The organism is Cyclobacterium sediminis (genome assembly GCF_054781075.1).
This window is the reverse complement of sequence record NZ_BAAGVC010000010.1, coordinates 212,622-234,392: the sequence shown is the minus strand read 5'-3', so window position 1 is coordinate 234,392 and position 21,771 is coordinate 212,622. Positions and strand designations below refer to the sequence as shown.

Genomic DNA, 21,771 nt, shown 5'->3' with positions numbered 1-21,771 from the left:
TTTACACAGGGCTTTTTCTATTCTTAATAATTTTTAATAAAGTTATTGTATCCAATGAAATCTTCATTCTTATCCATAGTCCTAACATTCATATCCTTAGCATTGAGCTGTTGTAACCAAAAGGAATCAAATCCAAAGACCGCAGTTTCTAAAGAGATGATGGATCAAGTATTTGAAGAAGTTAAAACCCCTTTCAAATATGGAGTGGTTTTTCAGCATCCGGATACTACTAAGATGATTGATTCACCAACCATTTTCCAAAAAGATGAGATTTGGTACATGACATATATTGTTTTTGATGGGCAAGGCTATGAAACATGGTTGGCAGAAAGTGAAAATTTGTTAGACTGGGAATCCAAAGGTAAAATTTTGTCTTTCACCAAAGACACTTGGGATGCCAACCAAAAGGCAGGATATGTCTCCCTAGTCAATACAGAATGGGGTGGAGATTATAGTGTGGAAAAATTTAAGGATCAATATTGGATGAGTTATTTGGGAGGGAGCTCTGAAGGTTATGAAGCAGGAACACTTAAAATAGGCATGGCCAACACCACTACCTTGACCGATGCTAAAGAATGGAAAACAAACCATAAACCATTATTGTCTCCTGAGGATGAGGATATTCGTTGGTTTGAAAATAAAACCATTTACAAAAGCTTGGTCATCCGAGACAATGATGAAAACACCGGACATCCTTTTATCATGTACTACAATGCGAAAGGAGATTCAGCAAATTATGAAAGTATTGGAATGGCTGTTTCAGATGATATGTTGACTTGGAAACGCTTTGGAAATGATCCCGTCATAAGCAGAGGAAAAGGAATTTGTGGAGATGCCCAAATTGCTAAAATATATGATCTATATGTTATGTTTTATTTTGGAGCCTTCTGGAAGCCTGGAGCTTTTGAAAGGTTTGCTTGTTCCTATGATTTAATTAACTGGACAGATTGGGAGGGGGAAGATCTGGTTGCACCTTCAGAAGATTTTGACGAAAAGTATGCCCATAAGCCATGGGTAATAAAGTGGAAGGGTGTGGTTTATCACTTCTACAATGCAGTAGGCAGCGAAGGAAGAGTAATCGCTTTGGCTACATCCGAAGATTTGAAAAAGAACTAAACAGGCTAAACTACCTTTTCTTAGCCTTTAATTTTAATGAGTAAAAGTAAACATGAGTTATTAAATGTTTTTAGCCAGGTTATTATCGTTTCTTTAAACTCAGGATTTTTAATAAGGAGCACACGCTAATTAGAACCAATCCACCCATTTAAAATATATTTTTTTAATATTATCGACCAAAAATAAGGCCATCACCCTTTCGATAGGTTTGATTCAGTTTCCCCCAAACTAGGGGGAAATGCAACTTCTGTTGTCATTAGGTAAACACTAAAAATTTATCTTATGAAACCTAACGTAATTGGCCTATTTATTTTTGCCACTTTTTTATTTGTGAATGCAGTTAATGCACAAAGTCCCCATCAAACGATTAGAGGGAGAATTGTAGATACCGATAGTAAAAGTGCCATTCCCTTTGCAAATGTCACAATAGACAATTCAAACCCATTAATTGGTGTGACCTCAGATATTGATGGCAATTTTAAAATTGAGAATGTTACCGTAGGTCGGGTTACTTTGTCGGTTTCAAGCTTAGGTTATGAAAGGGTTACCGTTCCAAATATTTTGTTGATTTCAGGTAAGGAGACTGTTTTAAACATTGAGATGAAAGAATCATTTCAGCAATTGGATCAGGTGGAAATAAGGGCCTATAAAAAGGGAGAATCCACCAATGAAATGGCCATTAGTTCCGCCAAACAACTCTCCATTGAAGAATCCAAAAGACATGCAGGAGCCATAAGTGATCCCGCACGTCTGGTGTCTTCCTTTGCCGGAATTATCAATGAGGGATCCGGTAACAATGACATTATTGTTCGAGGGAATAACCCTCGTTTTATTCAATGGAGGTTGGAAGACATTGAAATTCCAAATCCAAATCATTTTGCCATTGAAGGGCTTACAGGTGGCCCCATCAATGCCCTGAATAGCCAAATGTTGGCCAATTCAGCATTCTATTCAGGAGCCTTTGCTCGCAATATGGGAACGCTTTATCGGGTATTTTTGACATGAAACTCAGGAAAGGCAATGATGAAAGGCAGGAATATAGTTTCTCATTAGGCGTTTTGGGCCTAGATTTTACCGCTGAAGGCCCCATCAGTAAAAAGAACAATAGTAGTTACTTGGTAAACTACCGTTACTCTACCCTTTCCTTATTGGATGATATAGGCTTGGTTGATTTTGGTGGCGTTCCCAGGTATCAGGATTTAAGTTTTAAATTTTATTTCCCCACAGAAAAAGCGGGAATTTTTACCTTATTTGGATTAGGGGGAGCTAGTAAAATAGGCTTTGTTACCAAAGATGAGGAAGACGAAGAAATCATATTGGAAGATGGTTCCCAATACAGTAACTTGGCAGTAACAGGACTTAAACATTTTATCCCCTTGGGAAACAATACCTACTTAAAATCCATAGTCTCATATGGCTTCAATGGGAGTAAATTGATAGAAAAAAGACCTTATGAAGAAGAAATATTGAAAGAATTTTATAACGCAAGCTTAAATAATCAAACCTCACGTCTATTGTCCACCTTACATCATAAAATTAATTCCAAGCACAATTTTCAGGCAGGACTGATGTATGCTCATAGTAACTTTGATTTTGAGAATCGCTATTTCAGTATTCCTCAAAATCAATATTTGAAAGGGCAGGAGAATGAAGGAGTAGCCAATTTTACTGAGGGTTATTTCAATTGGAAATGGAGGGTTTCAGCACTTCTTACTGCTATAAACGGGGTGCATGTTTCCAAAAGCAATTTGAATGGCAAGGTATATATTGAACCCAGATTGGCTTTGAAATACGAACTGGATGAATCGCAAAATATAAATGCAGCTTTTGGCCTACATAGTAAAATGGCCTCTCTGCCTAATCATTATGCCCTGGTTTACCAGCCCAATGGCAATTATTCCATGCCCAACAAAAATTTAGAGCTTATGCAGGCTTCCCATTATGTAATTGGCTATGAAAATTTATTGAACAGCAATTTGTTTTTAAAGCTGGAAGCCTATTATCAGCATTTGTATAATATCCCTGTCGAGGACAAATTAGGGAGTCTCTATTCTTTAATCAATCAAGATGATTATTTTGTGGACAAGGCTTTAGTAAATGAAGGTGAAGGAAAAAATATTGGTTTGGAACTTACCTTGGAGCGGTATTTTAGCAATCAATATTATTTCTTGCTAACGACTTCCCTCTATGATTCTAAATACAAGGCCAAAAATAGAGCTTGGAAAAACTCCAGATACAATGGGAATTATGTAGGGAACTTTCTATTTGGAAAAGAATTTACAGTGGGACGAAAAAATTCTAATGATAAAACCATAGGAGTTAATTCAAGAATTACCTTTTTGGGAGGCAGAAGGTATACTTCAATTGACCTGGAAGAATCCATCAAACAGGAAAAGCAAGTGGAAAATGAAGGTCAATACCTGGGGGATAAGGCAGATGATGTGTTCTACCTTAATATAGCCATAAGTTATCGAGTGAATAAACAAAAGCTAAGCCATGAGGTCAAACTGGATATTCAAAATCTGACAAATAATAATACAGCGATTGATTATTACTACAATAACGTTAAAAAAGAAATCGATGAAATACCGCAGCTATCCATGTTCCCGGTAATGAGTTACACGGTTCATTTTTAGGCGAAAGAATCACCGTTGGGTAGAATAATGATGTATTCCTAAGTGGGCCTTATTTTGTCACCTTTGTTGCCATATTGTGTGACAAAGGTGACAAAATATCACTAGACCTCTTTTAATCCAATAGTGTAGCCATTACCGGAGACTTCAAGCTCTGATCGATATTCCTAATTATTTCCGGGTTGGATGCTCCATTGGGCACATAATACCTGAATTTACTCTTATAACCGGCTCCGGGAGCAATATAAAACTCCCCGTCAACCATTGGTGCATAGACCCAATATGGCATGGAAGGGTGCACCCTGATGGCTTGTGGATACCTGTAATTTTCAGGAAATCCAAATACTGTAACCGATGTTTTTTGGCCGTCAACCTTTCCTGAGGCTGAAACCCAAGAGGCATGGGTATGGTTGGCGTTTTCATTTGTATAGCCCTCCGATGTCAGGATTTCCCAGGTATTGGTAAAGTGGGTACTGTCTACTTTATTCCATTCTTTGCTTCCTCTGAAACCCATTCCACCGTAATGATATTCTAAAATAAAAAGAGTGTCATTACTTGTATTGGTTTGTTCCGATATCAAATCAAAAAGGAAATAATCATCGGTTGGGTAAACCATGATGGTCCATTTTTCTCCTAAGACTTCCCCATATTTTAGGCTGATGTGGCGCAATTGACTTTCGATAATTGCCCCACTGTTTCCTGCCTCCGCTGTATTCAAACTTACATGTTCTACTGTACCTGTTTCTGAATGCTGATTCCAGAAATCAACTTTTTCTCCTTTATATTGGGTATTTACCCACGCATTGAAAATAGCGTGTTGGTGGGTATGACCTGACGGAAAAGCATCTGTAATAATTTGTCCACTCGGACTGTAAAGTGGGTGGATCATGCCGCTTCTCTCATAATAATCAGGCAAATCACCGGGAGGGCTTGCCACTGCGGTTTGATATTTTAGTACAGGCTGTGATTCGGATAATACTTCCACCCCCTCTTCTGTTTGTGAGATAGTCACTTTTTGCTTTTTAGATTCGGTAGCTTTTATTAAGCTAAATTCAGCCTTGGTAGCTGCATCCATATGATCTATAAAGACCAACAGTTCTCCGGAGGGCAAAACTTGTGCGGGATAACTTTCACCATTATTTTCATTGATTAGCTGATATTTCCCCTCCTTGTTGAGTGGTATATTTATCTGGATAGTCAGAGGGTAATTTTCCCGTGCTATCCCCCCGGCATCTAACTCTATTTTCAAAAGAGGTGATGAAGTACAGGAAGCAAACCATACAAAAATTAAAGGCAAAAGAATTAATCGCGAATTCATGTCTATCTTTAAGTGAAAGTAAATGTTAGGAAAATAAATATCGTCAGGAATAGTCATTTATCCTAAAAATAAGATCTTGGCATGTTGGTATCATAATTATGATTCTCTACAGCTATGGAAATTCAGTGGTTTTTTACGTTATTTAGTAGTTTATAAATCCAACCTTACTGATAGAACTACATCCGGATGAAAATTTTCAAACCATTATTTTTCTTGTTCCTATTAGGGACACTTCAATCTTTGTCTTATGCTCAAGTAAACCTTGATGCTTTGGTTCCCCTAGATGAACATGTGAAAATTGGGCGGTTGGAGAATGGTTTAACTTATTATATTCAACACAATCCGAAACCGGAAAACAAACTGGAATTACGATTGGCGCTCAAAGCCGGTGCCATGCAAGAAGATGAAAGACAGCTAGGTCTGGCTCATTTTGTGGAGCACATGGCTTTCAATGGATCTGAGCATTTTGAAAAAAATGAGTTAATCAGCTATTTACAATCCATAGGGGTGGCATTTGGAAGTGATTTAAATGCCTACACAAGCTTTGATGAGACAGTCTACATGTTGCCAATACCTACTGATGAACAAGAAAAACTGACCAATGGCTTTCAAGTGATGAGGGATTGGGCAGGAGGTCTTTTATTGAATACTGAAGATATCGATGCCGAACGAGGTATCGTAGTAGAAGAGTGGAGAACAGGACAAGGGGTAGGGCAGCGATTAAGGGATGCATACCTGCCGGTATTGTTGCATGAAAGCCGCTATGCACAAAGGATGCCTATTGGCAAAATGGAGATCATTAGAAATGCAGCAGACGCTTTGGTGAGAAAATTTTACAAAGACTGGTACCGTCCGGAGCTGATGGCAGTTGTGGCCGTAGGAGATGTGCCTACGGAAAAAGTTGAGGGACTTATCAAAGAATATTTTTCTGATCTAGAAAACCCGGAAAATGCTCCGGCTCGTGAATATTATGACGTGCCTGGCCATAAAGAGAATTTTGTTAAAATTATTACAGATGAAGAGGCACCCGGTATACAGGTACAACTTTATTATAAACACAAAGCCAAACCTTCCATAAATTATGGTGATTACAAAGGCAGGATCCTGAGAACAATGTTTGGCGGGATGATTACCCAACGCTTAGATGAGATCAGGCAGCAAGCGGACGCTCCTTTTATTTTTGCTGGTGCCAGGTATGGTAACCTGGTTAAACCATTGGACTTTTTCACCATCTCAGGCGTGGTAGGGCCAGGTAAACTTAAGGAGGGTTTATTGTCCTTTATTACTGAAAACCAGAGGGTAGTTGACCATGGCTTTACTCAAAGTGAATTGGACAGGGTTAAAAGGTCATTATTGAATAGTGCGGAAAAATCTTTCATGGAAAAGGACAAAGTTGAGTCAAGAACCTTGGTAGGCAGGTATGTATCTCATTTCCTTAATCAAAGTTTTGCCGATGGGCCTGAAAACAGGTATCGGTTTTACCAGGAAATCATTCCTGAAATAACACTTGATGATGTCAACAGATTGGCAGATGAATTGATCCGAAATGACAATATTGTATTGATTGTTTCTGCACCGGAAAAAGACAAAGAGAGCTTACCTAAAAAGGCTGAGCTTATAGAGGTTTTGGAAAGCGCAGCAAGCATTCAAACAAAGCCTTATAAAGAGGAATTGCTGAGAGATGAATTATTGCTTTCCAAACCCAAGAAAGGCGAGGTGATTGATCAGGCTTACAATAAAGAGGTCAATGTTACCACGGTGACCTTAGGCAATGGAATGAAGGTTTATTTTAAGCCAACCGATTTTAAAAACAATGAAATAATTTTTACTGCCAGTAGTAAAGGAGGAACTTCTTTGTATCCCCTAGAGGATCATTATAGCGCTAATTATTCCGGGACAGCCATCAATGTAATGGGAATTGGTGATTTTTCTCCTTCTCAACTAAAAAAGGTTTTGGCAGGAAGAAATGTTCAGGTTACACCCAATATCAGTACCTATTCTGAGCGCATTACCGGTGCCACTACTCCCGGAGATTTTGAAATGACCCTTCAACTTATTCATTTATATTTTACTTCTCCAAGGATGGATCAGTCATTATGGGATGTGTTTATTGGCAATCAAAAAAACCAACTTGAAAGTGCCAGTGTAAATCCTGATTTTCAATTCAATAAACGGGTGAATGAAATAATTAGCAATGGGAACCCAAGAGGAAGGGGGATATATACAGCCGGACAATTGGATTCCATAAGCTTAAATAAAAGTGTCCAGATTTATAAGGAAAGGTTTGCCAATGCTGCCGACTTTAATGTGTTGTTTACCGGTAATATTGATATAGAAGAAATGCTTCCTTTAGTTACTCAATATTTGGGAAGTTTACCGGGAGACTCTTCTAAAAGAGAAAATTTCGTTGATTTGGGTTTGACTCCTCCCCAAGACCGCAAGGAAACCATAAAAGTGGGTATGGACGAAAAAAGCCAGGTGATCTTATACTTTAGTGGTGAAACTGCTTACGACTTGGCCAAGTCTCAGCAACTTTCATATTTGGGTGAAATCCTAACGATCAAACTTATTGAGACCTTAAGGGAAGAAATTGGTGGCGTATATGGAGTAGGAGCCAGAGGAAGTTTAAGTCGGATTCCTGAAGAACGATTTAACTTTTCCATTTCATTTCCTTGTGGGCCTGAGGCAGTAGAAAAATTAACGGCTGCTGTTTGGGAGCAAATTAGGAAAATCCAAGAAGAGGGGCCGGATGAAGCCGATTTAGCAAAAGTTCGCGAAACCAAACGCTTGGACTTGGAAGAAAACCTGAAGAGAAATGGCTTTTGGCATGGACAGTTGAATGCAGCCATTAATGGTGGCCTTCCTTTAGATACTGTTTTAGGAGCTGAAGGAAGGGTGCTAGGTGTTACTGCCTTGGAAGTCAAACAAGCAGCCAATGAATATCTACAAAAGCCCTATTTATTGCAAATCACAAAGTACCCCGCCAATTTCAAAGAATAATTAATGAAACCCCAATTAACAATTTATAATTTATAATTTATAATTAACAATTAACAATTAACCATTTATAATTAACCATTACCTTTTATCGCCCATGATCAACTTTCTTATTTATCTACTTTCTTTTTATTTCGCTGATACTACTCAATTGGAAGGGGATATTCAGTCGGATACACCGATTGAACAAGACCTCTTCGTTGCCGGTGAAGGAGGTTACCATACCTACCGTATCCCTTCACTACTTGTAGCAGCAGACGGTTCTGTTTTGGCATTTGTTGAAGGTAGAAAATCAGGCAGTGGAGATACCGGAGATATTGACCTCTTAATGAAAAAATCAACTGATGGAGGACGTACATGGTCTGAACAGAAAGTACTATGGGATGATGGTAATTCTGTATGTGGCAACCCAAACCCGGTCTTGGATGAAGTGACCGGTGATATCCATTTATTGCTTACTTGGAATAGAGGAGAGGACCATGAAGGTGATATAATTACCAAAAAAAGTAAAGGTACTCGTAGGGTATTTGTAATGAAATCAACCGATAATGGTGAAAGTTGGTCCCTGCCTTCTGACATTACAGAAACCACCAAAGAACCTTCATGGGGCTGGTATGCTACGGGGCCCGGTATGGGGATACAAATAAAGAATGGTCCCGATAAAGGGCGTTTGGTGATACCGGCCAATCACAGTTATGATGAGCCTAATGGAAATGTTAGGGGAGGGCCTTTTGAATATGGAGCCCATGTTATTTACAGTGATGATCATGGAGCTACCTGGAAACTAGGTGGAGCTATCCAACCTAAAATGAATGAAAGCCAATTGATAGAAATGGCAGACGGTAATGGAACCCTCTTAATGAATATGAGGTCCTATTACGGAAAAAATAAAAGGGCATTGTCCGTTAGTAGGGATGGGGGAGTTACTTGGTCTGATCCTGTTGAGGCAACCACATTAATTGAGCCGGTATGTCAGGCAGCATTTATAAGGTATTCTTGGCCGGAGGATAAATCTGGGGATTTGGTTTTGTTTTCCAACCCTGCGAGTACGAAAAGAGAAAACATGACCATCAAGCTGAGCAAAGACAGTGGAAGGACATGGGTCGCTTCTAAAGTGCTTTATACGGGGCCTTCCGCTTATTCTGCATTGGCAGCTTTACCCAATGGAGCGTTTCTTTGCTTGTATGAAAAAGGAGTAGAGAATGCCTATGAAAAAGTAGTATTGGCACGGTTGTCTTTAGATAACTTGAAATAAATAGAGTATAAAAAAACAAGGTGCTGCTTTTAGGCAGAACCTTGTTTTAATTTTTTTTAAGGTCAATTACTTTATAAATAATTGATCGATAAATACAGGTCTGGGAATTCCAATGTGTTTACCGGTGGCTTTAAGCATTCCGGTACTTTTGTCCATGCTAAAGATGGCGATATTGTCTGTTCCCATATTGGCCACAAATACAAAATCTCCCTTTTGGTCAACTTTTAAATTTCGAGGATGTTGGCCTTCTGAAGGGACATGTCCCTGTAATTCAAGTAATCCGCTTGTAGGGTCTACTTTGTAAACGACCAAATTGTCCTGTCCACGATTGCTTGCATACAACCACTTGGCATCCGTTGAGAAATGAATATCAGCACCGGCATTGTAATCACTATGTAGCTTATCATTGAGCATGTTAATTCTACCAATAGGACTAAGATCTCCATTTGTTTGATCAACAGAATAGATACTTACAGTATTGCTCAACTCCTCAAGTGAGTAGGCATATGACAAGTTTGGGTGGAATACAAAATGCCTAGGCCCGGCACCTGGAGAAGCTTGAAAAATAACAGGGTTTTCAGCAACGGTTCCATTGGCAGGGTTCACTTTATATTTTAAAATTTGGTCAATGCCTAAATCTGATGCATAAACCCATTGACCATCCGCTGAGGGAATCATGGCATGCATATGTGCGGTCGTTTGATTGGGGTGCACACCCTTACCTGTATGCTGAATAAAAGTTGCTGCTTCACTTATACCTCCATTGTCCAATATTTTAAATGTAGACAAATTGCCTCCCTTATAATGGGAGAGGAAAACCACATTTCCTGTAGGATCCACACTAATATGGCAGGGACTGGCACCTACAGATGAGACAGCATTAATTTTTGTGAGTTTTCCGGTCTCCTGGTTGATAGAATAAGCAATTACAGTACCTGCTTCATCCTGTTTGCTCATTCCTTCCCTATAGGCAGCATATAAGAATTTCTTATTGGGGTGCAAGGCTAAGAAAGTAGGGCTTTCTTTGTCATGAATGGTTTGGATGATTTGGCTTGTTAAATTTTCTCTGTCAAATTCAAGTACATAAATGCCTTTACTATTGTTTTGGCTATAGGTACCGACGTAGATAATTTCTTTGGATTGGGCCATAAGGAATTGCGGAAAACTCAACAATAGAAACAACACTATAAAACTCACTTGCTTTACCCACTGGTTAAAAGTCAAGTTCTTAATTTTGTACTTCATCCTCCAATATAATACTAAACTTGGAGTTTTCAATAAGAATTGTTCTCCTGTAATCACTGCTATATTTAAACTCTGAATATGCAATAAATAATCTACTACCTGTTGAAATCTCGAAACAGCAAGAGATCTTTCGGTTACAACTCTCTCTGAGAAAGCTCAGTAAATTTTAATAAATAATCCGAGTAAAAATTTCTATGGGAAAAAACCTCTTCATAGAAGGATTAGACCAGCTTTAAACGATAAGTAATTCTTTATAGAAAGGCATTCCATAGGTTGTTTCTATTTTACGCCAAGCACTTGGTTGATTTTATTGAAGACCTCTGTGTTTTCATAAACCCCTCTAAATAGGTCTGATCGGGGGCCATATGCAAAAATAGGTACCATAATGGCTGTATGGTCTTCAGAAGTAAACTCTAGCTCAACCTTGTGGTCTTTGATATTGCCTTGGGGAAGGGTGACGCCACCCGTCTCATGATCTGCAGTAATAATTACCAAAGTTCTTCCGTTCTGATCTGCAAATTTTAGTGCTTCCTCAATGGCTTGATCAAAATCTATACCTTCTTCTATTACAGTCTGACTGTCATTGATATGTCCACCTGAATCAATAAAGGCACCTTCTACCATAAGGAAAAAAGGCTTGTTTTTGCTAGCTAAAAATTGTAGGCTGGCTTTGGTGGCTGTGCTCAGGTAACCTGCTCTACCATTCATGACTTTAGGCAACTCATTTTGAGCGGCAAAAAAGCCAACTTTTTCTGACTTGCTTTTCGCCAAATCATCCAATGAACCGCTAAGTTCGAAGCCTGCATTTTTAAGATTTATTGTTTCGTCGGCTTCGAATTTCTTGAAGTCATTTTTTCCTCCTCCAATAAACAAGTTCAAAGGGCTTTTGGCCAAGTCACTTGCGATCTCTCTGGTTAGGTCTCTTTCTGTCCTATGGGCATAAAATGCAGCAGGTGTAGCTCCTGTTAAATTGTCTGTGGTCACTATACCGGTGACAAACCCGTGGTTTTTCAATATTTCTGGAAGATTTGTGGCAGGGCTACCATTCGGAAGGGCTCCCACACTTCTATTTTTCACCTTATTTCCGGTAGCTAAGGCTGTTCCGGCAGCCGCTGAGTCCGTTGTAAAATCATCTTTGGATTGGGTTTTGAGTAAACCTATATTTTTAAGCTGGGTAAGGGTAAGGTCATTACCGTTTCCATACATGGCTGCAGAAATTTGAGCAAGCCCATTTCCATCGCCTATGAGTAGGATAACATTGTCCACCGGGCCCCTTATCCCGTCTTTTTCAAAGGTAGGTTTGTAGATTTCACTAAGATTGGTGGTTTGATAAAACCGTTCATCCAGACTGCTTAAATAAGCCTTGGCTGCATAGGGATTATCTGTATTGATAAAGTCAATACCCAATTCACTCAGGGACTTCCAAGAAGTTTTGCTGTCCGGTGTAGCCCAAAATCGAAAAGGTTTGCCTAAAGCATGCACCTTGTTTACTATTTTTTTTATCTTATCAATATCTTGGTCAACCAGTCTTCCTTTGCCATTCCACCGGGAGTAATTTTTGAAACTTAGGCTGAAGAGTTCAATTTTTTCCAAAGGCAGGTCAGCTAATTCGGTTAAGCTTTGGTAATCAAAAAAAACAGGAAAGGGATAGTTGGTATAATCAGCTACCTTGGGTCGGTTTCCAGATATGACGATTTTCACAAAGGGGTTTTCATGGTCTTCCCATAATTCTTCATAGGGTTGGATGACTTCCAAAACCTTCTCTAAGGTACTATAGGCCTCTGTTTTAATGTCAACCAATAATTGCAACGGTTTTTGTGAACCCAAGCCTAGTTTTTTGGCTTTGAGTAGTGGGTCCAAATAAAGCGAAGTGAGTGTTTGACCTTCTTTGATGCTTTCTTTTTCATGAGCCACGTAAAGGATGTTGCCTACTAAAATTACATCTGCTTCTATTGATGCGGCTCCATTGGCATAAGCCTCCCAAAAAGGTGCGTCATGGAGATAGTCATTGTGGCTGTGAATTCCTGTTTTCTGGCCAAAACTCGGGGCCGATAGGAATAGTATTGTTAAAAAAACCACTAGAGTCTTTGAAGCAGTAAGTAGGATGGTTTGCATGCTTGGCTTGGATTAAAAATAGTATGCAATAATAAAATTATTGATTCGGATTTGAATTAGAAATCTGCTTTATTTTTAGAATTTAGGCTTTTTTCATCTTCTTTACATGGGGAAAATGATTTTTAATTTAAATATGAATCTTTTTTAGGTAAATCCTCACTTTGGTATAAAACTTGTGAACTGTAGGTCATAACATCGTAAATAATGATGTTGAGTTTTTAAATTTTAAACCATTATAAAAGACATTATGAAATCAGCGAAAATAATTTTAGGAACATTGGCAGGAGTTGCAATAGGAGTTCAAATTGGATTGTTGATTGCACCGGAGAAAGGAAAGACCACAAGAAAAAAACTTTCAAAAAAAGGTGAAGGTTACCTGAAAGAAGTCAACAGTCAATTCGACCATTTAGTTAAGGGAGTAAATGAAAGGCTGGATAATATGAACAAAAACATTTCGGCTGTTGCAGAAGAAACCAAAGCCAAAGGAAAAAATTTAATTGCGGAAGCTAAAGATAAAACCAAGTAATACTATTTTTTGTTACAAGGCCAATGAAGTTCATTGGCCTTTTTTTTTTATCAAAATTAATATATTATGAGTTTAGAAAATAAAACCGCTTTTATAACAGGAGGAAATACAGGAATAGGATTTGGTATCGCCCAAGCTTTGATTGCTGAAGGTGTGAATGTTGCCATCACCAGCAGGTCTTTATCAAGAGCAGAAGAAGCAGCAAAAAAAATCAAAGATTCTGTCTCATCTAAAGGAGAGATAATGGCCTTGGAGCTGGATGTAAAAGACTTTGAAGCACAGAAAGAGGCCGTTGACCAAGTGGTTAATCAATGGGGGAAATTAGATTATTTTATTGCCAATGCAGGGGTAGGGCACTTTGCACCAATCCAAGATCTGAGTGTAGAACACTGGAAGGACACCATTGACACCAACTTAACAGGTGTTTTTTATGGAATCAAAGCTTCTGTAGAAGCCTTGAAAGCAACAGAAGGATTTTTCCTAACCATTTCAAGTCTTGCCGGTACTAACTTTTTTGCCGGTGGAGCTGCATACAATGCCAGTAAATTTGGTTTAACTGGTTTCACTCAGGCGGTTATGTTGGATTTACGAAATGAGGGTATCAGGGTTAGTACCATCATGCCGGGCTCTGTAGCCACCGGTTTTAATGACCATCAGGTGGATGAAAAAGATGCTTGGAAAATTCAGAAAGAAGACATTGGAGAAATTGTGGTGGGCTTATTTAAATTGGATGCCAGGACTTTACCTAGTAAAATAGAAGTTAGACCCTCCAAAACAGCAAAGAGCTAATATTATAATCACCATATAAAAATGAAGTGAATTGAAAATATTAATCAATTACACACTTATAGAACACCGGCTAATTTACTTAAATGGCCGGTTTTTTTATGAGTTTTAGGTTTTCTCAGGTTCCGTTCATGAAATTCTTCTGTTTATAGAAAGGTAATTGTTTGTGTTTTAAGTGGTTGTAAATAAGTTTTTTAGATGAGACTGTCCCTTTAATACCTATTCGGGTTATCAGCCTATTTGACCACTAATATGCAATTCATGTAAATTCCCCCTTACCTTTTTAAAAATTTTAGTAAATTGTTTGATTGGATTTTAATAATTGAATTTAAAATCTTAAAAAAAGTCAATATATTAATTAAGTATTATAATACAATTTATGGACACATCGATTAAAAGAAGAGAATTTATGGGAAAAGCTGCACTCGCTGGAATTGGTCTGGGTTTGGCAACATCCACCCTTTCCTTTGGCAATACATCTGTTAAACGGAATAAAAAGGTAGGTATAATAGGACTAGATACTTCACATAGTGTTGCCTTTGCTAAGGCTTTTAACGCTTCTGATGCAGCTCCTGATTTGGGAGGCTATAAAGTAGTGGCAGCTTATCCACATGGTAGCAAAGATATCAAAACTTCTGTGGAAAGAATACCGGGTTATATAGAAGATGTTAAGAAGCTTGGTGTAGAGATCGTGGATTCTATAGCCTCACTTTTAGACATAGTAGATGTTGTTTTGTTGGAAACGAATGATGGAAGACTTCATTTAGAACAAGCTTTAGAAGTTTTTAAATCAGGAAAAACTGTATTTATTGACAAACCAATAGCAGCTTCTTTGCCAGATGCCATAGCCATATTTGATGCGGCTAAAAAATACAATGTTCCTGTTTTTTCCAGTAGTTCATTAAGGTACATGGAGAATGTTATTGCTGTAAGAAATGGAGAGATTGGTGAGGTATATGGCGCTGATGCATTTAGTCCGGCTAAATATGAAGCTACGCATCCGGATTTGTTCTGGTATGGAATACATGGTGTAGAGACGCTTTATGGATTGATGGGAGCCGGCTGTAAAACCGTTCAAAGAACCTATACTGAAGGAGCTGACGTGGTAGTAGGCACTTGGGAAGGTGGAAAAATAGGAACCTTTAGAGGCACCAGGTCCGGTAAAGGTGGCTATGGAGGAAGAGCCTTTGGAGAAAAAGGCATTTTAGATATGGGAGGCTATGGAGGTTACCGCCCATTATTGGTAGAAATAGCTAAATTCTTTGATAGCGGGAAGTCGCCCATAAGTGATGAAGAAACGATTGAAATTTTTGCATTTATGCAAGCAGCAGATGAAAGCAAGAAAATGAACGGTCAAGCTGTTTCTTTGGAAGCTGTTTTGGCAAAAGGTAAAAGAGAGGCATTAAAAATAAAAATTTAAATAAGTTATAATATGAAAAATAGTAGAAGAACCTTTGTGAAGAAGGCAATCGCTGGCGCAACCTTGGCTACGGTAGGAGGAATGTTACCCGGGATGTCAGCAAAGAGTTATGGTAAAATTATTGGTGCAAATGATCGAATCAATGCAGCAAGTATGGGCGTTGTCAGCAGGGGACATGCTGTTGGGACAAACTTTGCTAGCCAGAAGCAGTGTGATGTAATCTATAGCTGCGATGTAGATATTAGAGCTGCAGAAAAATTCGCCGGATCTATAAACGAGATTCAAGGCAGAAGACCAAAAATTGAGAAAGACGTAAGAAAAGTGCTTGAAGACAAAGATGTTGATGCTTTGATCGTTACAGCTCCGGATCACTGGCATGCGCCAGCAGCAATTTTGGGGTTAAAAGCAGGCAAACATGTTTATGTTGAAAAACCTTGTGCTCACAACCCTCACGAAGGTGAATTGCTGATGCAGGCACAAAAGAAATACAATAAAGTTGTTCAGGTGGGTAACCAGAGACGTTCTTGGCCTAATGTTATCAAAGGTATTGAGGAGCTTCACAACGGGGTTATCGGAAGACCTTATATGGCAAAAACTTGGTACGCAAACAACAGGTCGCCCATCGGTAACGGTAAGCAAGTTCCTGTTCCGGAATGGTTGGACTACGAATTATGGCAAGGACCGGCTCCAAGAGAAGCTTACAGAGACAATTTAATTCACTATAACTGGCACTGGTTTTGGAACTGGGGAACTGGCGAAGCACTAAACAATGGCACCCATATGGTGGATTTGGCTCGCTGGGGTTTACAGGTGGATTATCCAAATAAAGTGAACTCTTCTGGTGGTAGATATAGGTATGATGACGACTGGCAAACGCCGGATACGCAAATTATCAATATGGAATTTGACAATAAATCCATGATCACATGGGAAGGTAGGAGTTGTAATGGAAAGCAAATCGAAAAAGGTAGCGTAGGTACATTGTTTTATGGTGAAGATGGAAGTCTTTTGATTGAAGGGGGCAATTCCTATAAAATTTTCAACCTTAAAAATGAATTGGTAAAAGAAGTGACTAACGACATGGTCATAGATCCTACCAACAGGTCTAATCCTGCACAAGCTTTGGATGCTTTGCATATCCAAAACTTCTTTGATGGCATTACCAATGGTATTGAAGTTAGGTCTGAAATTGTAGGTGCTCACCAGAGTACATTATTGTTACAATTAGGTAATATCTCTCAAAGGATTGGAAGGACCTTGCACGTGGATTCTTCTAATGGAAATATTAAATACGATCCTAAAGCGATGGAACTTTGGAAGAGAGAGTACGAACCGGGTTGGGAGCCAACTGTTTAAAACTTTCACTTTATATAAATAATAAGGCCAAACCCATATGGTTTGGCCTTATTCCAATCAATCACCAAAATTTTCTTACATGGAATTAAGTACCATTGACCTGATCGTAATCGGGCTATTCTTTTTATTGATGTTGCTCATTGGCGTATGGTCCTATTTTAGGAACAACGATGCTGAGGATTATTTCGTTGCCGGTGGGAAACTCCCATGGTGGCTTTCGGGGATATCTCACCACGTATCAGGTTACAGTGGAGCTGTTTTTGTGGCCTATGCCGGCTTGGCTTATACTCACGGATTTTCTTTATATATATGGTGGGCATTAGGCATTGGTTTGTCTGTTGTTATTTCCGCTAAAATATTTCCGGTATTCTGGGTACGCCTAAGAAAACGATTCAAAATTCAGTCTCCCTTAGAATTTCTTGCTACACGTTATAACCTCGCTACCCAGCAATTAATGGCATGGAGTGGGGTCATCCTCAAATTATTTGATATAGGTGCCAAATGGGCAGCAATAGCTATTTTATTGAATGTATTTACCGGGATATCACTTACCTATGGAATTTTGATCTCCGGAGGTATATCTTTGCTTTACATTACCTTTGGAGGTTTGTGGGCAGTAATTATTACCGATTTTGCTCAGTTTATTGTGCAGATCATCGCAGGTCTAGTCATGTTTTATGTGGTGATTGAGAAATTAGGAGGCATTGAAAGTGTGTTTACCGTATGGGACCAGTTACCGGAAGGTAATGGAGATCCTTTCAATGAACCATATACCGTTGGTTTTGCACTATTGTTCCTGTTTATCAATTTCCTCTCTTACAATGGTGGGCAGTGGAATTTGGCTACCAGATACATCTCTTCCCCTTCGGAACAAGAAGCTACTAAAGCGGCAAGATTATCCGGTATCCTATATATTATTTGGCCATTGATATTGTTCTTTCCAATGTGGGCGGCACCTGTGATTCTACCCGACTTGGAAGATCCTACTCAGTCTTATGGGATTTTGACCATGGAGTTACTGCCTGTAGGCTTAATAGGGCTAGTGATCGCCTCCCTTTTTGCCAATACCATGTCCATGACTTCCTCTGATATAAACACCATTTCCGCAGTAATCACCCGAGACATTTTACCTGCCGTGAATAAAAAATTCAGAGATGGCAAAACCTCATTATTGACGGCAAGGATTACTACCTTCCTATTTACCCTTGGAACCATCCTCGTCGCCCTACAATTTGAGAAATTTGGTGGCGTTTTGGGGCTAATCATTAGCTGGTTTGGTGCTTTGGTAGGACCTATTGCAGTACCAATGTTGTTTGGCTTGATCCCTTGGTTCAAATCTTGTGGTCCAAAAGCCGCTATTGGATCAATTCTGGTTGGACTTGTAGCTTTTGTTATTACCAAAAATGTAGAGGTAGGAAGCCTGGCCCTGGAAATAGGTTTGCCGGTAATCTGCTCTACAATCACTTACATTCTGGTAGGTTTTATTGAACGAGACAATGTGCCTGAAAAGGTAAAGCAAATGCTTGAAGATGTTTCTCACGAGTAACAAATAAGAATTTAGGTTAATAATTAAAAAAGGGGCCACTTACGTAAAGTGGCCCCTTTTTTTACAATTGATTTTGTTTTATTAAAATGACCTGACAAAAGGTGAATTTCCATCAGGACAAATCCTTCAATGCCTACAACTGGGCAGCTACTCTTTTAAAATAAGCAATGCTCTCTTCTACATCTGGAAGGTTATTCTCCCAGTTGTGCTCGTATTCTGCAGAAAACGCGCCTTCAAATCCTTGTCTATGCAATTCATGAAGTACACCGGCAACATTAGAGGTGCCTGTTCCCCAAGGCAAATCATGCGCATCTCTTACGCCAAATTTGTTTAAATCCTTTATATGAAGGCTGATTACTCTACCTTCCAATTGTTTTAGGCAATCTACAGGATTGAGGCCTGACCTTACCCAGTGGCCAATGTCCGCACAAACACCCATCAAATCTGATCTTCCATTTAACATACGTTTAGCTACTTCCGGATGCCAATAGTAGGAGGGTACAGGGTGGTTATGTAAGGCAAGTTTGATCTGGTATTCCTCGCAAAGCTTTTCAATTTGGTCAAATTGATTGGGCTTTGCCTCCGAGGTGAGTATTCCTATTCCCAGTTCTTTGGCAAAATCAAATAATTTGGGTAAATCCTCATCGCTGGCATTGACAACACCATAACCAACTGCTTCTATGTCATATTTTTTCAATAGGGCTTTGATTTTTGCTTTTCCATCAGCAGTTATGCTATTAAAATCAGTGGTTTCATTGCCCGATTTACTGATTTTTTGACCGGGATACATTTCTACATATTTTACCCCTATACTGTTGAGCTTTTCCAAGGTTTCTTCAAGAGAAAAAAGTCTGAAAGTGTAGGCTTGACTGCCCACTTTCCAGCCTTTTGGCATCCCTTCCTGAGCCTGAATATGGAAGGATAGCATAAGAAATAGGGAAAATAAGCCTAATTTGAACGATTTATTATTCATAAGAGATAGGTTTGGTTAGTTTTTGAATATTATTTATCAAAACTACTTGTTTTTAGTGAGAGAATGAAATAAATATTTAGTGCCTAATAATACCTTCCCTCGTGATAAGAATTAATGAATTATTAATTGAAAGTGAATCAGGGGGTAAGAACTTGCTTTGTATATTTGATCATAAAAGAGATTTTATTTAAATAATTCAATTGCCCGATGAGGAAGAGTCTGATATTCCTGTTTGTATTAATGAATTTACTCTGTTATCAATTGTCCGCTGTGAGCCAAACACTGAAAAACGACAATGATTTGGAGTTGATAGCCCATAGAGGTGGAGTAGTAAACAGCCAAAGCCCGGAAAACAGTTTGAAAGCTTTAGAGGAGGCAATCAATAAAGGCTATTATATGGTTGAAGTGGATGTGCGATTAACCAAAGATGGAACATTGATCACACACCATGATAAAAACTTTACCCGATATTATGGGGAGGATAAGTCCGTAACAGCAATGACCTGGGAGGAAATTCAGGGACTAACGGGTGATTTGGGACAAAAGGTCTTAAAGTTAGAAACTGTCTTGGCTCATTGTGAAGGAAAAATTCATGTGATGATAGACAACAAAATCAAAGGTTTTGAAAAAGAGGCTTTCGATGAAATTATCAACTTGCTTGATCGGTATGGGTTACGGGGAGAAGCTTTAATGATCGGTACTGAGGCTTCAACGGAATATTTTACCGGAAAGATCAAATTAAGCTGCTCTATAGATCAATTGAAGGAGAATGTCAATAGAAATGACTTTAACCCTGACAATTATTATCTTTTTTCCGGCACAATTCCAGCTGAGGATTTTATTTGGGCCAAGGAGCACTCAGTTATGGTGGTGGGTGCTGTCAATACATGGGCCTATGCGCAAAAGAACAAAAAGGAAACACCGGAAGAAACCATAGACAAGCTAAAACAAGTGGGAGTTACCTATTTTCAAATTGATTCAATATATGAGCCCTTTTTTTAATTGGATCTCTTCTTGGCTATAAAATCAGGATTTAAGGTTTTTGGTAGGGGGGCATTTGTTTTTTCGCGCCAATTTTCGAGTAGGAATAACAGTTCTTCGGTTTTGTCCGGCCTTTCATTCACGAGGTTATTGCTTTCGGAAATGTCTTCCTTAAGATTATATAGTTCTAAATCACCGTTTTCAAAATATTGGATGAGTTTCCAATCTCCATACCGAATGGCAGAACCGGGCCGAGTTCTGAATACAGGATCTTGACTCTCCCCATTGCCTCCCTCCAAGTAAATAGGGAAATGCCAGAAGAGAGGCCGTTTTGGAAGGTTTTTGTCTTCCGTTAATAAAGGGAGCAAGCTAATTCCGTCCAAATTTTTATTTTCCGGTTTTTCAATGCCCGTCAATTCCAGAAGGGTTGGAAAAATATCAAGATTGGTAATAGGTATTTCTGAAACTTGACCCGGACGTATCCTGCCAGGCCAAACCACAAATGCAGGTATTCTGATTCCCCCTTCATAATAAGAACCTTTGCCTGCCCTCAACGGCCTTTGTTTGGTAACTTTAAATAGGCCACCATTATCGGTAACGAAAAAGATAAAGGTGTTGTCAAACAATTGCTTTTCATGCAACAATTCAATTAGGCGCCCAATATTGCGGTCCAAATTTTCCACCATGGTCGCATATTTGGCGTCATTTTGGCCATTGGATGGTGATTTTCCAAGGTATTTGTCCAGCAAGCTCCTCACCGGTTGGATGGGGGTATGTACGGCGTAAGGTGAATAATTGAGGAAAAAAGGTTGCCTTTGGTTATTGGCTATAAAACCAAGTGTTTTGTCCATCACCAAGTCCGTCAGGTAGGCATTGTTTTCTGCTTGAATACTAGGTACATTTCTGTAGGGAGGGTAATAGCTTCCGGGATTTCCTGCATGGGAGCCTCCGATATTTACATCAAAACCTTTGGTCAAAGGGTCTTTGCTGATGTGCCATTTGCCTGAGTGGCAAGTGATGTAACCATTTTGTTGCAGTAACTCTGAGAACAATACGTGATGGTCAGCAATGGTTGGATTATTGACGGTGGGAACAAGCTTGCGGTTTTCAGATTTCCCTCTATCGGAATTGGCTACTGTAAATACGCCATGGCGGGGAGTGTTTTCTCCACTCATCATACAAGCCCTGCTAGGAGCACAATTGGCTGCTGCAGCATAGGCTTGATTGAATACCATCCCTTTCGAAGCCAACATGTCTAAGTTTGGAGTTTCATAGAATTGACTGCCCATAAAACCCGTATCTCTCCATCCCATATCATCTACGTTGATCAAGATTATATTTGGAAGGGTATTTTTAGATGCTGCTTCTCTTTGATAGCCAAAAATATTTAGTGAAATGAATAGCAAAAAGCAGGATAGGGTTAATTCCTTTGTCATTTGGATTTTATTAATGGATTGATTCAAATTTAAAAATAAAAAAATTGTTTTTCATGCAGTTTCCTTTT

16 protein-coding genes are annotated in these 21,771 nt (G+C 39.0%); 11 read left to right on the top strand and 5 right to left on the bottom strand.

Annotated features, from left to right (window positions below; all coding sequences use genetic code 11):
- The first annotated feature begins 54 nt into the window (after positions 1–54).
- The 3 genes from ACYVHJ_RS12390 to ACYVHJ_RS12380 all read left to right on the top strand — a co-directional run bounded on the left by ACYVHJ_RS12390 (position 55) and on the right by ACYVHJ_RS12380 (position 3,752).
- A complete protein-coding gene (locus tag ACYVHJ_RS12390; RefSeq protein ID WP_460515203.1) occupies positions 55–1,116 on the top strand; it encodes a glycoside hydrolase family protein in 1,062 nt (353 codons plus the stop codon).
- A gap of 282 nt (positions 1,117–1,398) precedes the next feature.
- Positions 1,399–2,121 carry a carboxypeptidase-like regulatory domain-containing protein gene (locus tag ACYVHJ_RS12385; RefSeq protein WP_460515201.1) on the top strand — a complete coding sequence of 241 codons (723 nt, stop codon included), beginning with the start codon at positions 1,399–1,401 and terminating at the stop codon, positions 2,119–2,121.
- Positions 2,118–3,752: a TonB-dependent receptor plug domain-containing protein gene (locus tag ACYVHJ_RS12380; RefSeq protein WP_460515199.1), complete on the top strand. Its 1,635-nt coding sequence runs from the start codon at positions 2,118–2,120 to the stop codon at positions 3,750–3,752. The genes ACYVHJ_RS12385 and ACYVHJ_RS12380 overlap by 4 nt, the downstream gene beginning before the upstream one ends.
- A 112-nt stretch (positions 3,753–3,864) precedes the next feature.
- On the opposite strand, the gene ACYVHJ_RS12375 is transcribed toward ACYVHJ_RS12380, so the two are convergent.
- Positions 3,865–5,067, bottom strand: a complete 1,203-nt coding sequence (locus ACYVHJ_RS12375) for a DUF6807 domain-containing protein (protein WP_460515196.1) — start codon at positions 5,065–5,067, stop codon at positions 3,865–3,867.
- A 186-nt stretch (positions 5,068–5,253) separates the two neighbouring features.
- On the opposite strand from ACYVHJ_RS12375, the gene ACYVHJ_RS12370 reads away from it, so the two are divergent.
- Positions 5,254–8,067 carry a M16 family metallopeptidase gene (locus ACYVHJ_RS12370; RefSeq protein WP_460515194.1) on the top strand — a complete coding sequence of 938 codons (2,814 nt, stop codon included), beginning with the start codon at positions 5,254–5,256 and terminating at the stop codon, positions 8,065–8,067.
- A 94-nt stretch (positions 8,068–8,161) separates the two neighbouring features.
- Positions 8,162–9,319 (top strand): sialidase family protein, encoded by a 1,158-nt coding sequence (locus ACYVHJ_RS12365; protein WP_460515191.1) that lies wholly within the window; start codon positions 8,162–8,164, stop codon positions 9,317–9,319.
- Between the two features lie 66 nt (positions 9,320–9,385).
- On the opposite strand, the gene ACYVHJ_RS12360 is transcribed toward ACYVHJ_RS12365, so the two are convergent.
- Together ACYVHJ_RS12360 and ACYVHJ_RS12355 are read right to left on the bottom strand one after the other, a co-directional pair.
- Entirely contained in the window at positions 9,386–10,564 is a 1,179-nt protein-coding gene (locus ACYVHJ_RS12360; protein ID WP_460515189.1) for a lactonase family protein, read from the bottom strand.
- 279 nt (positions 10,565–10,843) lie between these two features.
- On the bottom strand, positions 10,844–12,679 hold the full coding sequence (locus ACYVHJ_RS12355; RefSeq protein ID WP_460515187.1) for an alkaline phosphatase: 1,836 nt from the start codon (positions 12,677–12,679) through the stop codon (positions 10,844–10,846).
- Between the two features lie 247 nt (positions 12,680–12,926).
- Here ACYVHJ_RS12355 and ACYVHJ_RS12350 point away from each other — a divergent pair, with 247 nt between their 5' ends.
- The 5 genes from ACYVHJ_RS12350 (at position 12,927) to ACYVHJ_RS12330 (ending at position 18,313) form a co-directional block, all read left to right on the top strand.
- Positions 12,927–13,205 (top strand): YtxH domain-containing protein, encoded by a 279-nt coding sequence (locus ACYVHJ_RS12350; protein WP_339903812.1) that lies wholly within the window; start codon positions 12,927–12,929, stop codon positions 13,203–13,205.
- Between the two features lie 66 nt (positions 13,206–13,271).
- Positions 13,272–13,994 (top strand): SDR family oxidoreductase, encoded by a 723-nt coding sequence (locus ACYVHJ_RS12345; RefSeq protein WP_339903811.1) that lies wholly within the window; start codon positions 13,272–13,274, stop codon positions 13,992–13,994.
- Positions 13,995–14,370: 376 nt separating this feature from the next.
- Entirely contained in the window at positions 14,371–15,411 is a 1,041-nt protein-coding gene (locus tag ACYVHJ_RS12340) for a Gfo/Idh/MocA family protein (RefSeq protein ID WP_460515185.1), read from the top strand.
- A 12-nt stretch (positions 15,412–15,423) separates the two neighbouring features.
- Positions 15,424–16,767: a Gfo/Idh/MocA family protein gene (locus ACYVHJ_RS12335; RefSeq protein WP_460515183.1), complete on the top strand. Its 1,344-nt coding sequence runs from the start codon at positions 15,424–15,426 to the stop codon at positions 16,765–16,767.
- A gap of 79 nt (positions 16,768–16,846) precedes the next feature.
- Complete coding sequence (locus ACYVHJ_RS12330; protein WP_460515181.1) at positions 16,847–18,313, top strand: sodium:solute symporter family protein; 1,467 nt, start codon at positions 16,847–16,849, stop codon at positions 18,311–18,313.
- 133 nt (positions 18,314–18,446) lie between these two features.
- On the opposite strand, the gene ACYVHJ_RS12325 is transcribed toward ACYVHJ_RS12330, so the two are convergent.
- Positions 18,447–19,286 (bottom strand): sugar phosphate isomerase/epimerase family protein, encoded by an 840-nt coding sequence (locus ACYVHJ_RS12325; RefSeq protein WP_460515179.1) that lies wholly within the window; start codon positions 19,284–19,286, stop codon positions 18,447–18,449.
- A 207-nt stretch (positions 19,287–19,493) separates the two neighbouring features.
- Here ACYVHJ_RS12325 and ACYVHJ_RS12320 point away from each other — a divergent pair, with 207 nt between their 5' ends.
- Positions 19,494–20,288, top strand: a complete 795-nt coding sequence (locus ACYVHJ_RS12320; RefSeq protein WP_460515177.1) for a glycerophosphodiester phosphodiesterase family protein — start codon at positions 19,494–19,496, stop codon at positions 20,286–20,288.
- On the opposite strand, the gene ACYVHJ_RS12315 is transcribed toward ACYVHJ_RS12320, so the two are convergent.
- Positions 20,285–21,703 (bottom strand): sulfatase, encoded by a 1,419-nt coding sequence (locus tag ACYVHJ_RS12315; RefSeq protein ID WP_460515175.1) that lies wholly within the window; start codon positions 21,701–21,703, stop codon positions 20,285–20,287. The two genes, ACYVHJ_RS12320 and ACYVHJ_RS12315, sit on opposite strands and share 4 nt — an antisense overlap.
- Between the last annotated feature and the right edge of the window lie 68 nt (positions 21,704–21,771).

What these genes read in the sequence shown, in the direction of transcription:
- ACYVHJ_RS12390 (WP_460515203.1), top strand. Translation starts at nt 55, where the DNA reads ATGAAATCTTCATTCTTATCCATAGTCCTAACATTCATATCCTTAGCA.
- ACYVHJ_RS12385 (WP_460515201.1), top strand. Translation starts at nt 1,399, where the DNA reads ATGAAACCTAACGTAATTGGCCTATTTATTTTTGCCACTTTTTTATTT.
- ACYVHJ_RS12380 (WP_460515199.1), top strand. Translation starts at nt 2,118, where the DNA reads ATGAAACTCAGGAAAGGCAATGATGAAAGGCAGGAATATAGTTTCTCA.
- ACYVHJ_RS12375 (WP_460515196.1), bottom strand. Translation starts at nt 5,067, where the DNA reads ATGAATTCGCGATTAATTCTTTTGCCTTTAATTTTTGTATGGTTTGCT.
- ACYVHJ_RS12370 (WP_460515194.1), top strand. Translation starts at nt 5,254, where the DNA reads ATGAAAATTTTCAAACCATTATTTTTCTTGTTCCTATTAGGGACACTT.
- ACYVHJ_RS12365 (WP_460515191.1), top strand. Translation starts at nt 8,162, where the DNA reads ATGATCAACTTTCTTATTTATCTACTTTCTTTTTATTTCGCTGATACT.
- ACYVHJ_RS12360 (WP_460515189.1), bottom strand. Translation starts at nt 10,564, where the DNA reads ATGAAGTACAAAATTAAGAACTTGACTTTTAACCAGTGGGTAAAGCAA.
- ACYVHJ_RS12355 (WP_460515187.1), bottom strand. Translation starts at nt 12,679, where the DNA reads ATGCAAACCATCCTACTTACTGCTTCAAAGACTCTAGTGGTTTTTTTA.
- ACYVHJ_RS12350 (WP_339903812.1), top strand. Translation starts at nt 12,927, where the DNA reads ATGAAATCAGCGAAAATAATTTTAGGAACATTGGCAGGAGTTGCAATA.
- ACYVHJ_RS12345 (WP_339903811.1), top strand. Translation starts at nt 13,272, where the DNA reads ATGAGTTTAGAAAATAAAACCGCTTTTATAACAGGAGGAAATACAGGA.
- ACYVHJ_RS12340 (WP_460515185.1), top strand. Translation starts at nt 14,371, where the DNA reads ATGGACACATCGATTAAAAGAAGAGAATTTATGGGAAAAGCTGCACTC.
- ACYVHJ_RS12335 (WP_460515183.1), top strand. Translation starts at nt 15,424, where the DNA reads ATGAAAAATAGTAGAAGAACCTTTGTGAAGAAGGCAATCGCTGGCGCA.
- ACYVHJ_RS12330 (WP_460515181.1), top strand. Translation starts at nt 16,847, where the DNA reads ATGGAATTAAGTACCATTGACCTGATCGTAATCGGGCTATTCTTTTTA.
- ACYVHJ_RS12325 (WP_460515179.1), bottom strand. Translation starts at nt 19,286, where the DNA reads ATGAATAATAAATCGTTCAAATTAGGCTTATTTTCCCTATTTCTTATG.
- ACYVHJ_RS12320 (WP_460515177.1), top strand. Translation starts at nt 19,494, where the DNA reads ATGAGGAAGAGTCTGATATTCCTGTTTGTATTAATGAATTTACTCTGT.
- ACYVHJ_RS12315 (WP_460515175.1), bottom strand. Translation starts at nt 21,703, where the DNA reads ATGACAAAGGAATTAACCCTATCCTGCTTTTTGCTATTCATTTCACTA.